Source organism: Tessaracoccus sp. O5.2 (assembly GCF_964266725.1).
In the GTDB taxonomy this organism is placed as follows: domain Bacteria; phylum Actinomycetota; class Actinomycetes; order Propionibacteriales; family Propionibacteriaceae; genus Arachnia; species Arachnia lapidicapta.
Genome location: NZ_CAXWGV010000026.1, coordinates 1 through 11,979, shown reverse-complemented (window position 1 = coordinate 11,979; position 11,979 = coordinate 1). Strand labels below are relative to the sequence as shown.

11 protein-coding genes and 2 pseudogenes are annotated in these 11,979 nt (G+C 67.7%); 4 read left to right on the top strand and 9 right to left on the bottom strand.

Annotated features, from left to right (window positions below; all coding sequences use genetic code 11):
• Nucleotides 1-166 precede the first annotated feature (166 nt).
• From ACFQPD_RS09825 to ACFQPD_RS09790, 8 genes are all read right to left on the bottom strand, one after another.
• Complete coding sequence (locus tag ACFQPD_RS09825) at nt 167-373, bottom strand: hypothetical protein (protein WP_385900434.1); 207 nt, start codon at nt 371-373, stop codon at nt 167-169.
• A gap of 2 nt (nt 374-375) precedes the next feature.
• Complete coding sequence (locus tag ACFQPD_RS09820) at nt 376-939, bottom strand: hypothetical protein (protein ID WP_385900432.1); 564 nt, start codon at nt 937-939, stop codon at nt 376-378.
• Nucleotides 940-950: 11 nt separating this feature from the next.
• Nucleotides 951-1,391 carry a single-stranded DNA-binding protein gene (locus ACFQPD_RS09815; RefSeq protein WP_197512067.1) on the bottom strand — a complete coding sequence of 147 codons (441 nt, stop codon included), beginning with the start codon at nt 1,389-1,391 and terminating at the stop codon, nt 951-953.
• Between the two features lie 84 nt (nt 1,392-1,475).
• Nucleotides 1,476-3,248, bottom strand: coding sequence for a TraM recognition domain-containing protein (locus tag ACFQPD_RS09810; protein WP_385900431.1), 1,773 nt, complete (start codon nt 3,246-3,248; stop codon nt 1,476-1,478).
• Nucleotides 3,245-3,757: a hypothetical protein gene (locus ACFQPD_RS09805; protein WP_385900436.1), complete on the bottom strand. Its 513-nt coding sequence runs from the start codon at nt 3,755-3,757 to the stop codon at nt 3,245-3,247. Before ACFQPD_RS09805 ends, ACFQPD_RS09810 begins: the two co-directional genes overlap by 4 nt.
• Before the next feature lie 67 nt (nt 3,758-3,824).
• Nucleotides 3,825-4,931 carry a DUF4192 domain-containing protein gene (locus ACFQPD_RS09800; RefSeq protein ID WP_385900430.1) on the bottom strand — a complete coding sequence of 369 codons (1,107 nt, stop codon included), beginning with the start codon at nt 4,929-4,931 and terminating at the stop codon, nt 3,825-3,827.
• Nucleotides 4,928-6,439 carry an ATP-binding protein gene (locus tag ACFQPD_RS09795; protein ID WP_385900428.1) on the bottom strand — a complete coding sequence of 504 codons (1,512 nt, stop codon included), beginning with the start codon at nt 6,437-6,439 and terminating at the stop codon, nt 4,928-4,930. Before ACFQPD_RS09795 ends, ACFQPD_RS09800 begins: the two co-directional genes overlap by 4 nt.
• Nucleotides 6,436-7,263, bottom strand: a complete 828-nt coding sequence (locus ACFQPD_RS09790) for a hypothetical protein (protein ID WP_385900426.1) — start codon at nt 7,261-7,263, stop codon at nt 6,436-6,438. Before ACFQPD_RS09790 ends, ACFQPD_RS09795 begins: the two co-directional genes overlap by 4 nt.
• Nucleotides 7,264-7,352: 89 nt before the next feature.
• Between ACFQPD_RS09790 and ACFQPD_RS09785 the strand changes: the two genes are divergently transcribed.
• The 4 genes and pseudogenes from ACFQPD_RS09785 to ACFQPD_RS09770 all read left to right on the top strand — a co-directional run.
• Nucleotides 7,353-8,210 (top strand): DUF4062 domain-containing protein, encoded by an 858-nt coding sequence (locus ACFQPD_RS09785; RefSeq protein WP_385900425.1) that lies wholly within the window; start codon nt 7,353-7,355, stop codon nt 8,208-8,210.
• A gap of 58 nt (nt 8,211-8,268) precedes the next feature.
• Nucleotides 8,269-9,321, top strand: a pseudogene (locus tag ACFQPD_RS09780) (IS256 family transposase); the annotation flags it as partial.
• Nucleotides 9,322-9,442: 121 nt separating this feature from the next.
• Nucleotides 9,443-10,966 carry a transposase gene (locus ACFQPD_RS09775; protein WP_385900424.1) on the top strand — a complete coding sequence of 508 codons (1,524 nt, stop codon included), beginning with the start codon at nt 9,443-9,445 and terminating at the stop codon, nt 10,964-10,966.
• A gap of 97 nt (nt 10,967-11,063) precedes the next feature.
• Nucleotides 11,064-11,318: pseudogene (locus ACFQPD_RS09770) on the top strand (transposase); the annotation flags it as partial.
• Nucleotides 11,319-11,321: 3 nt separating this feature from the next.
• On the opposite strand, the gene ACFQPD_RS09765 reads toward ACFQPD_RS09770, so the two are convergent.
• Complete coding sequence (locus ACFQPD_RS09765; RefSeq protein WP_385900423.1) at nt 11,322-11,588, bottom strand: hypothetical protein; 267 nt, start codon at nt 11,586-11,588, stop codon at nt 11,322-11,324.
• Nucleotides 11,589-11,979: the final 391 nt, after the last annotated feature.

Here is an 11,979-nt window from a genome sequence, read left to right as displayed (position 1 = left end):
CTCGACCGAGGTGGATGGCCAACAACCCCCCAGGGGCAGATCCCATGGCCACCACCGGGCACATCTCGTGACCGCCACCGGGCAGGTTTCATGTCCGCCTCCGGGCAGAAACCAGTGGCCCTTGACAGACCACAACACCCGCCACCCGCGGCGGAGCGTCTCCCTTCTACGTCGATGCTGCCCCTGTCGCACTGGGGTGCGGCGGTCGTGTCGGCTTCACGGCGCGATGCTGCCCGGACTGCTGGAGTGCCAGCCGGATCAGCAGTTCAGTCAGCTTGTCCAGATCAGGCGGATCGTGGAGATCGGCGCGAAGGGTCAGTTCCCGCTCGCCCTGCGGCCGCTGGTTTGTCTTCCTGATGTACTTCCGCGCCATCGTCACACCTCATCAGTCCGGGGGTCGATCGCTGCATAGAACGCTTCTTCTGCCTCGGCGCGGGCAGCGACCTCGTCAAGGACATATCGAACGAAGTCCTCGTCACGATCTGCGATCGGGGTCTCTTCGAGCGGTGCGGCTGGGCCTTCGCCGGGCCAAGTCGTCTGGCGGGTCGGACGGTCGCGGTCGAGGCGGGTCCCGGAGGTGGCCACCCAATCACGGAGCCGGGCGCGGGCGTCGGCGAAGTCGCGGTGCCAGCCCAGCGGTGCGGAACCGTTCTGGTCGCGGTCGTAGGCACACAACCAACGCAGGTGGAGTGCCGAAAGTTCCCACACCAACTCGGGGTGGCGATGCCAGTACGGTGGGATGACGCTTGCTGGGAGTCCGTAGGTGTGTCTGAGCCAGTCGACCCATCGGTTCAGTTCGAGGAGTTCGGCTTCGAGGTCGTTGGCGGTGAGCAGGTTCCAGTTGATGGGGTGCGGCGGCTCCGGAATGTCAAAGCTCGCCACGGTGGGTCGGTCGTCTAGGAACTCGTCGTCGTGATCGGGCGGGAGTTGATCGGTCATCGCGCTCCCCCTCACATCTGCATCGCGGCAGCGCTGGAGTGCGCGGTTCCGACAGGGGCCTCGAAGGCAGCCGAACTGCGCGCCGTGGTACGGCGGTTCGCGCGGTCCACTTCGTAGTCGGTTCGGGCGAGGTCGTGGCCGATGCGGGTAGCGATGAACTCCTCGCCTTCGTAGCGCTGGCCATCGCGCTCGTAGGAGTACTCGCGGACTCGGCCGTCGGCGATGATGTTGTCGCCCTTGGCGAGTCGCAGGTGGCCCTGCTCGGCCGCGCCCCGGTAGGCGATGACGTCGTGGAAGGAGGTCTCCAGCTGCGTGTAGGTGTTGTCCGGCTCCTTGCGGTAGTGCTCCATCCCGATCTTGAAGTAGAGGCGAGCATCGCCTCGGTCGGTGTAGCTGAGCTGTGGCTCGGACGCCACGAAGCCCGATATCGACTGATGCGTGCGAATGGCCATCAGGTTTCCCTCCTGCACTCGGGCGACCAGCTGCGCGTGGTCGCTGCGTCAGGCAGGTGCGCCGACGGCTCCGCGCGGCCGGTATCAGGAGGGCCGACGTAGGAGAGCTTCCAGTTGGTCGCGGTCGTGGCGGAGTTGGGCTGCATCCGGACGGCTCGGCCAGGCGCGCAGGTCGGTAACGATCGGCGGCGCAGAACGGAGCAGAGTGATCCCGGTACCGAAGGGCAGGGTGCGGATGCGGTCGGGCGGCAGGATCGGGACGCGTCGGATGGAGCGCTGGCTGGAGCGGGTTCCGTGGTCGCCGAGGGTTACTGAGTCGGTGTGTTCGTCGCGTTCTCCGATGAGGGTGGAGAGGTCTTGGAGGTCGCGGCTGTTGGATGCGCCGCCGAGGATGATCTTCACGATGGAGGCGTCCCAGATCGCGCCGGCTTGGTGTTCGCTCCACCGGTCGCGGGCTTGGGCGAGAGATTGCAGGACGGGCATGGTGGTGATCCCGGTGCCGCCGCCTTCGGCCATCAGCACTGGCAGGGATGGCAGGGGTGCGAGGTTGCCGACCTCGTCGAGGGCCAAGAGCAGGGGCGGGTCGAGCCGTGCGCCGGGTGAGCGGGCGGCGAGTTTGCGGGCGGTTTCGATCAAGTCTTCGACGAACGCCGCGACCAGCGCGGCGGATGCGCCGGCGCCGGCGCCGGTCGCGAGCAAGTAGAGGCTGCCGTGTTCGGTGAGGAAGGCTTCGGGGTCGAAGGTCTCGCCTGGTCCGGGGGTGACGGCATCTAGGACGCTTGGGTCCGCCAGGGCGGCGAGGGCGAGGGAGACGCCTTGCCAGATGCTGTCGCGGGTCTTGGGGTCGGCGTCGATCATCGCGGCCAACGAGTCGTCCCAGCCCATCGCCGCGTGCGGATGTGAGTTGAGGATCGCCACGGCCTCGGACGCGGCGCTGGGGTCGAGAGTCCATCTGAACAACTCCGCCGGCGGGCGACCGTCGAGCGCCGCGGCGTGGAGCAGGCTTTGGAGCGCGGTCCGGGTCTTACCTTCCCAGAACCCGCCGGACTCGACACCGCCGGCGGACAGGCCGGTGGCGGCGGCGAGGCCGTTGGCGCGGATCATCGCCGTCAAGGGGTCGTTGCAGCCGCGCACCGGTGACCAGCGCAGTCCGGCGGGGATGCCTTCGGCGAGGTGTTGGGGGTCGAACACGGCGACCGGCCCGCCCTTGCGTTGTCGGGCGCGGAGGGTGGCGGTGAGGTTGTCGGGTCGGGTGCTGGTGGTGACGACTGCGCCGGGGGCGTCGAGGATCGCGTTGATGACGACATGGAGGCCTTTGCCGGAGCGGGGTGGGCCGATCAGCAGGATCGAGTCCTCGACCGACGCCCAGACCTTCGTGCCGCGGCTGGTCCCGAGGAGGTAGCCGACATCGTGTGGTCTGGGTGACTCCAGGGAGGGTCGCAGGGTGCCGGCGCGGCGCAGGAGTGCTTTGGCGGAGGCGGTGGTCTTGACCTCGTGGCTGGTGGCGACGCCGGCGAGCCGGTGCGGGTCGGCCTCGGCTTTGCGCGTCTGACGGCGCAGGAGGGTCCACACCCACACGGCGGTGGCGGTGAGTCCGCCGAGCAGGCCGGCGCTGACGAGCCAGTAGATGACCGGGTCGAGTCCGTCCGCGCCCAGCGCCGTGGCGGGGTCGGCGGGGTTGAACAGCACGGCGATACCGCCCGCTGCACCCGCTGCGGGGTGGGGTGTTCCAGTTAGGAACGCGGTGATGGTGCCGGACGCGCGGAGGACGAGGCCGACGCAGAAGATGCCGATCAGGCCGATGAGGGCGGCGTTGGTGAGTTCGTCACCCATGCTCCCGGTCTGTCGTTGGGTCATGGGAGCCGCCGCATGGCGAGGGTTCCTGAGATGCGGCCGAGCAGGATCGCCTCGTGCGTGGCGCTGTCGGGCAGGGTGTCGAGGTCGATCAGGGCGCTGACGTGGCCGGTTCCGGTGGCGTCGGTGTGGCCGACGATGACGGCGACGGCTACGTCTTCGCCCGGTACGAACCCATCCCCGCTGACTTCGACCAGGCGTGGCGTCTGGGGTGGGAGTGCGCGTCGGCCGCGTCGGGGTCCCGGCTCGGGCTCAGTTTCGACGGTTGGCGTGGGTTGGCGTGGTGGGCGGGCGCTGATGATGTCGGTGAACACGGTCTGGTCGACTTCGTGGACTTCGATCCGCACGGGGATGGTGCGGTCGCTACTGGCGTGGTCGATGATCTGCGGCAGCGATGACCGCCGCCACCGGCCGACTCCTTCGGGTGGGAGCAGGGGGTGGCCCTCGATGGTGGCGTCCACGGTGCCATCGGCGCGGACTTGGAGCAGGACGGTCGGGATCGTGACCGGCATGGGCACGGGTTCGGGAGTGTGTTTCCTCATGCCGACCAGGTGCGCCACAACCGGCGCGCCCGGGGGCCTATAGCGTGGGGCCGCTGTGCGTCGTCGTTGGACGCGAGCGGCCAGCCTCAGGCGCGAATGCGTTGGCCGCCGGGGTGGTGGTCCGGGCGCCGCGGATGTGGGTGATGAGGGCGTGGTGAACGGCCTGACCGGCGTGTTCCAGGATCCGGCCTCGGACTGAGGGCCACGCCGAGGGCGGCAGCACTTGGTCGATGACGGCTTCCAGCAACTCGGCGGGCCCGGACGCGCGGAGGCGGGTGGTGGCGGCTTGTGCTCGGGTCAGGGCGATGTTGGCGCTGGCGCCGTCGCCGGCGACCCAGGCCGCGATCCCGGCGATTACTGCCGGCACCGCGGCGAAACTGCCGGGTGTGTGGTTGAGGACTTCGCTCCACAGCGCCAGATAGCGGGGCGCGGTGGCTTTGGTGATCGATGCGATGGCGAAGTCGCGCGCGTGCCGGTTCTTCACGAGATGGGCCAGTTGGACGGCGTCCTTGGTGCTCATCGGCGTCGCGGGCCGACCGGAGCCGAACGGCATTCGCGTGTTCAGGTTGCGGTGCAGCAGGTCACGGGTGTGCTCCAGCAGCGCAGGAAGGTCGCGATGTCGCGGGAGGTCGTCGAGTGCCGCCCGGATTGCCTTGGCGAGGTCGGGGCTGTCGGGAGTGCTGGCGAACCGGGCTTCGAGCTCGGCGCGGTGGGTGAAGGTTCGGAGGCCGTGGTGGGCGGCTTCGGTGGTGATGCGGCTGGACGGGTTGAGGCGGCCGTGGGTGCCGTCGGGAAGGTGCCAGGTGTCCTGGTTGACGAGCATGGTCTGTCGCAGCACGGCATCGGGAAGGTGGTCGGCGCTGCGTTCCAGGAGCGCCCAGCCGGTCTCTGGGTGTTGGGTGTAGGCGATCAGTGTCGCGTCGGCGGTCGGGAACCGTGACCAGATGCGATCCAGCACGTCCTCGGCCGCACCCGGCTGCTGCATCTCGGCGAGATCGGCTCGGGCGGTGACCTGGACCTGCTGGTCGTCGATGACGACGATCACCAATGATTCCTCGGGTGCGAAGCCGATCAGGTAGGGCACGAGTTGGGCCATGTCGGCCGGGCTGTCGAGACGGAACCTGGGAATCGGGGTGTCGCTCATCGGAGTGTTCCTTCCATGAGGTGCGGGGCCGGTGTGCGTGCCGCTGCGCGGCTGCTGGTGTCGAACAGGGCGAGTTCGGCGGGATGGAGTTGGTGCTGGCAGACGAAGCTGCGCGCTTTGATCCGCCACAGCCCTTGGCCGACGCCAAGGTTCGGCAAGAGCTGTTGCTCGGTGCGGCTGAGGCCGAGCGCGGTCGCCGTCGGGCCGAGCTGGTCGGACTCCTGCCTGTATACGATCCGGGTCTCGGCGTTCGCGAGCAGTGAGTTGGCCAGGGAGCGCATGGCGGAGCCTTGGTCGCCCACGTTGTCGAGGTCGCCGAGGCGGTGGAAGATCAGCATGTTCGCCAGGCCGTAGTGCCTCGCGAGCCGCCAGTGGGCGTCCATCCGGCGCAGCAGCGATGGATAGCTCATCAACCTCCACGCCTCGTCATAGATGACCCACCGCTGCCCGCCGTTCGGGTCGAGCAGCGCGGACTCCATCCACGCCGACGAACACGTCATCAACACCGAGATCAGGGTCGAACTTTCGGTGACTCTGGACAGGTCTAGGGAGATCATCGGCAAACTCGGGTCGAACGCCACGGTCGAGGGGCCGTCGAAGAGGCCGGCCAGATCGCCGGCGACCAGGCGGCGCAACGCGTGGCCGACGAGCCGGCCATCCTCAGCCAACCGGCCGTCGGCATCCGAACTGGGGTTGAGAATGTGATCGACCACCATCGGCAGGATCGGCACACGGTTCTCGCGCACCGTCTGGGTCAGCGCCAGGTCGATCGCGGTGTGCTCCAACGGCGTCAACCCCCGCGCGAGGACGGTCTCGGCGAGTGCGCCGATCAGGTCACGACGGCGGGACGCGACCGTGCTGGCCCACTGGAGGTTCGACAAGCCGCTGGGCCGGTGGCCCTCGTCGAGGGGGTTCAGCCGGGTGTTGAGCCCGTGGCCGAGCACGATGGCCCGGCCACCGACCGCGTTGGCAACCGCGGTGTGTTCACCCTTCGGATCACCGGGCACATAGACACGCCGGTTGAAAGGAAGCGACCTCATGTACAGCGACTTCGCCAACGAGGACTTGCCCGAGCCGACGATCCCGGCCAACACAACATTCGGGGCCGTGATCAGGCCGCGGGAGTACAACACCCACGGGTCGTAAACGAACGATCCGCCGCTGTAAAGGTCTTGACCAATGAACACCCCGTCCGCGCCGAGACCACCCTCGGCCACGAACGGATAGGCCCCCGCCAACGTCGCGGACGTGTCCTGATGCCGGGTCAGCCGGAACCGGCCCGGCGACCGCAGCGCCGCCGGTCCCGGCTCACCCGCCCGCGGCAGGAACGTGGTCGCTCGCCGGTCGGCCCGCTCCCGCTCGGCCTTCACTCTTGCGGCCGCGTGCTCGGTCTTGCGCTGCTCGGCGTGCAACCTGGCCTCGGCTCGGCGGCGCTGCCTACGGAGCCGGCGGCGTTCCTTCGCCGGAGCAACCAGAACAGCAGTGTGCAGTCGCTCCCGCTCGCTCACAGCGATAACTCCCGACGACCGGCGGCCTCACCAGCTGCGGGGGCGGCGAACCAGTCGCGGCCCACCGGTCCGGCACTGCGGCGGGGCGACGCTGATTCGGTCGCCGCGTCCGTGGCGTCGGTCGCAGGACCGACGGTCAGCGGGGTGTCGATGCCGAGCAGCGCCGGGTCCGGCAGCGCGGCGGCTTCGCGGTAGAGACCGACATGACCCAGCAATGAGCTGTAGGTCAGGGTGTACACGTCCTGGGTCGCGGTCCGGTCCGCCGCACCAGCCTGGGGCTTGTCATAGACGTGCCCGTTGGCGATCGCCGCTTCGACGGTCTCGTCGCCATAGTCGTAGCCGGCCAGGTACTCGAACGCCGCATCAACGCCCTGGGCGTCGATCAAGTCGAGCACCTCATCGGCCTCATCGCCTTGAAGGAACACCACACTGATCCACCGCTGCACCGGCTCCTCCGACACGAGTTCTGGTGCCGGTTCGGGGTGCCAGGCAATCCGCCCCGCGGCAATGAACCCGGCCGAGAGTCGGTCGTCGGCCCGGTCGACCAGCAGGGCGCATTGGCGCAGTTCCTCCGCCGCCGCGAGAGCGTCCCGCACCCCGGCGTCGTGATTGCCGTCGTCGTTGAAGGCGTGAGCGGCCTTGCGTTCATGGACGTCGGCGAGTTGCTCCAACGATTGACGCAGCGACCGGATACCCGAAGAAAGGTCACCGATCACCCCGTACATCTCGGCAGGCTGATCGAAGGTTCGGCTCGCGTGCGCCAAGCCCCGTAGGGCCTGGGATGCCTCAGCGGCATCGGCAACAGGATCATGGAAGGTGGGCATCGCGGCCTCCGGCTGGAAGAGAACTGGTTCAGTAGCCAGGTGCGCCTTCCCAGCGCGGGATGTCGGTGTCGACCAATACCCTTTGAGGCATGGGTTTCACTGCCTCGGTGCTGCGGGTCATGATCGCCTCACCCTCAGACATCCCCGACGCCCGCGATGCCGTCGATTCAGCCATCAACGACTGGAACAACGCCAACGCCAAGAACAAGCAGATCGTCCTGTTGCCGTGGCGGTGGGAGACCTCGTCCGTGCCGCTCCTCGGCGGTCATCCCCAGTCCCTCATCAACGCTCAGGGGGTCGACGAGTCGGACATCGTCTTCGCGCTGTTCGGTAGCCGGCTGGGCTCCCCGACCCCCGATGCCGTGTCCGGAACGGTCGAGGAGATACAACGAGCCGTCGATGCCGGTAAGCCCGTTCACCTCTACTTCTCGACCGCCGCGCTCCCCAACGATGTCGACACGCGCCAACTCGACGGGCTCCGCGAGTTCCGAACCGAGATCAGTCAACGCGGCCTACTCGGCGAGTTCGCTACCACCGCGCAGCTCGGACACGAGGTATGGAAGGCGATCGAGTTCGACATCGCGCAACTCGACCTCGGAGCCCCGGGCTTGTCATCGTCGAGGCGTGGAGTGCGATTCTCAGCCCAACCGCAGCAGGAGCGCGAGGTCAAGAGCTTCGACAACAAGGGCAGGCCTCAGTACTCGACTCGTCACTGGATCAACATCACCAACTCCGGCGACGAGGACGCGACGGATGTTGTGTTCGAGGTGGTGGGCGACAACTCCAGCATGATGTTGGGTGTCGATGACTCACCCACTGTCATCCATGCTGGACAGACCCGGCGGCTCAACGTCTTCCACCACATGGGTGGAGGCGATCCCGACATCCTCCGCATCCACTGGGCGGAGAATGGTGAATCGAGAGCGCGAGACTTCCACGTCGGCTGATCCTCAGGGGACTGTACGTTTTCCGGTGTAACTCCGATGTAGGAGGTACCCGATGATGATGCAGGTTGAGCCGGTCGCTGAGGCGGTCGTGATGGAGGTCGAGGACCAGGTGACGGCGACGGGAACGGCCCCGCTGGTGGACAAGGATTTGGTGGCGCAGCTGGTGGGCGACGCGCAGCGGCTGGGGCTGTCGGTAGAGGGCGAGGGCGGATTGTTGGCGCAGCTGACCAAGCTGGTCCTGGAATCGGCGCTGGAGGGCGAGATGACCGCCCACCTGGGCTACGACAAACACGAACGGGTCGAGGGCAGCGAGAACGCCCGCAACGGGACCCGGTCGAAGACGGTGCTGACGAAGGCCGGCCCGGTCGAGATCGCTGTGCCTCGGGATCGGGCCGGGTCGTTCGAGCCGGTCGTGGTTGCGAAGCGGCAACGGCGTCTGGGGGCGATCGAGGACGTGGTGTTGTCGCTGTCGGCGCGCGGGCTGACCCACGGCGACATCTCGGCGCATCTGGCCGACGTGTATGGCTCTGAGGTGTCGAAGACCACGATCTCGACGATCACCGACAAGGTCCTGGACTCGATGGGCGAGTGGCAGAACCGGCCGCTGGACCCGGTGTATCCGGTGGTGTTCATCGACGCGATCCATGTCAAAGTCCGTGACGGGCAGGTCGCGAACCGGCCGATCTACGTCGCGTTGGCGGTCACCGTCGACGGGAACCGCGACATCCTCGGGCTGTGGGCCGGTGACGGCGGCGAGGGCGCCAAGTACTGGCAGCAGGTGCTGACCGAGATCAAGAACCGCGGCGTGACGGACGTGTTGATGCTGGTGTGCGACGGGCTGAAAGGCTTGCCCGAGTCGGTCGGGAACGTGTGGCCGCAAACGATCGTGCAGACCTGCGTGGTCCACCTGATCCGCGGGTCGTTCCGGTACGCGGCAAGGCAGGACTGGGACAAGCTGGCCCGTGCGCTGCGGCCGATCTACACCGCCGACACCGTGTCCGCGGCCGAGGACCGGTTCCTGGAATTCACCGAAGCCTGGGGAGCCAAGTATCCGGCGATCGTGCGCTTGTGGGAGAACGCGTGGCCGGAGTTCGTCCCGTTCCTGCAGTTCGGAGCCTGTCGCAGAATAGCGCGTCCCGGCCCTGGCGGAGACGAGGGGCCTGGGAGAATCGGGCATGGCTCGGAGTTATCGTCCTGTGCGGCGTGATCAGGTGTTTCTGCTTCCGCCGGACATGCGGGACTGGCTGCCGGAGGATCACCTGGTTTGGCTTGTCATCGAGATCGTCGAGACGCTCGATGTGTCGGGTTTCGAAGCGTCGCGGCGGCGGGGCGGGGTCGGCGCTCCGGGCTACGATCCGCGGATGCTCCTGATGCTGCTGGTGTATGCGTACTGCCGTGGCGTGCGGTCCTCGCGCCAGGTCGAGCAGCTCTGTCACACGGACATCGCGTTCAAGGTCGCATGCGGAGGCGAGGTGCCTGACCACGCGACGATCGCACGGTTCCGAGCCAGCTCCGAGGAGGCGTTCGCCGGGTTGTTCACGCAGGTGCTGCTGATCGCCGCGCGGGCGGGGCTTGCCCGGTTCGGGACGATCGCTATCGACGGGACGAAGATCCCGGCCAACGCGTCGCTCGACGCGAACCGGGGCCGGGACTGGTTCGAGCAGCACGCCCACCAGATCGCCGCCGAGGTTGTCGACCAGGCGCAGCGTGTGGACGCGGCCGAGGATACGCAGGCCGCCCGGAGCGGTGAAGACGGCTGTGATCGTGTCGGTGGCCCGCTGGCCAAGAGTGCCGGCAGGGCAGAAAGGATTCGCCGGGCCGCAGCTGAGCTGGCCGAGCAGCAGCGTCGGCTGGACACCGATCGGGAAGCCCGGGACACCGGGGCGCAGGCCCGGCTGGAGGCATCTCAGGCCGGTCGACCGGTCCGGGGCCGGATCCCCGAAGGACCCTTGCGTCTTGCGGAGGCGAGGGCGCACCTGGACCGGGAACTACGCGACCACCAGGCCAAGCTCGATCGCAGGGCCGCGCTGATCGCCGCGGGGAAGAAGCCGCAGGGCGCACCTCCGGTCCCTACTGAACAGCACTCCCGGATCATCCGGGCACGCCGTGTCGTTGCCGCAGCCGAAGCCGCCGCGGCCCGTGAGATTCAGGCACCTGCGAAGGGGCTGTCCAAGTCAGTGGCGAACACCACCGACCCCGAGTCGCGGGTGATGCCTACCCGCCGCGGGTTCGTCCAGGGATACAACGCGCAGGTCGCTGTCACCGGTGACCACGTCATCGCCGCCGTCGACGTGAACCAGCAACCCAACGACATGCCCTCATTCATTCCCATGATGAACGCGGCCACCGCCGCCGCGGCTGTCCTACATCTGACGACGAGCTCACCCGAGCATCAGATCGGGGTCGTGCTCGCCGACGCGGGCTACTGCAGCAACAAGAACCTGGCAGCCCCCGGCGCCGACAGGATCATCGCCCTCGGGAAGGGCCGCGAACAACACGCCGAAGCGCTCCGGTCACCTGCCTCCGGGCCACCGCCGGCCGGGGCAACCCCGCGGGAAGCGATGGCCCACCGACTCCGAACCCCAGAAGGCTCAGCCGCCTACAAGCGACGCGGCGCAACCGTCGAACCCAGCATCGGAACCCTGAAAACGATCCTCGGCAGGTTCTCCCGCAGAGGCCTTGACGCAGCCCGCAGCGAACTGAACCTCGCGGCCACCGCCTACAACATCCGCAAGATCCACACCGCAACCGCCTGACGGCCCACGGCCCAGCCCCGTCGCATCGACACGCCACCCCCTACCGACAAGCGCCCTCGACTGCCCGCGCACGGACGCGTCATTCTGCGACAGGCTCTTCGACAAGGAGATCCGCCGGATCGTGTGCACCACCAACGCGATCGAGTCGGTCAACGCCCGGATCCGCAAAGCCGTCAAGGCCCGCGGGCACTTCCCCAACGAGCAGGCCGCGCTCAAGTGCGTCTACCTCGCCGTGATGGCGCTGGACCCCACCGGCAAGGGACGAGCACGTTGGACGCAGCGCTGGAAGGGTGCCCTGAACGCGTTCGAGATCACCTTCGACGGTCGGCTCTCCGCCGGCCGCCGATACTGAGAGTCAAACAACCATGAGATACACCGTTAGCTTGACAGACCCCAGCAGCGTGTTGTTGAACGAGCGCGATCGGAACCGGGCCGCGAACGCCAACGCGCGGGCCCAGTCCCGCCCGGAGACCAGCGTCTCCACCGCGCCAGTCAGCTTCTCGTGCAGCTCATCGAGCTTCGCGTCCCGCTTGGCTCGTACTTCCTCCGTCGCAGTCATCCTGGACCTTCCCTCCGCCGAGATCACCCGATCGTCGGTGACCGTGAGGTACGCCAGGAACATCAAGAAGCACGGCGGGCCAGGGGTGCGACCAAGACCGCCAGGCGACAACACGAACCTGACGAGTCCCTACCGGACTACATCACCGACCGGCTATGAGAGGCCTAGGGAAGACAGACGTCCCGAAATCGGGCACTGAACACGACGAGATCGGGTACATCAGTTGCGCCCACACGACCCTTGGCGTCGTCGGTAGGCACCCGGCGTCAGTCCGACGTACTGACGGAACAGTTCCGTGCCGTGACTTCGGCTGCGCCATCCGACCCGTGTCAAGGGCCACTGGTTTCTGCCCGGAGGCGGACATGAAACCTGCCCGGTGGCGGTCACGAGATGTGCCCGGTGGTGGCCATGGGATCTGCCCCTGGGGGGTTGTTGGCCATCCACCTCGGTCGAG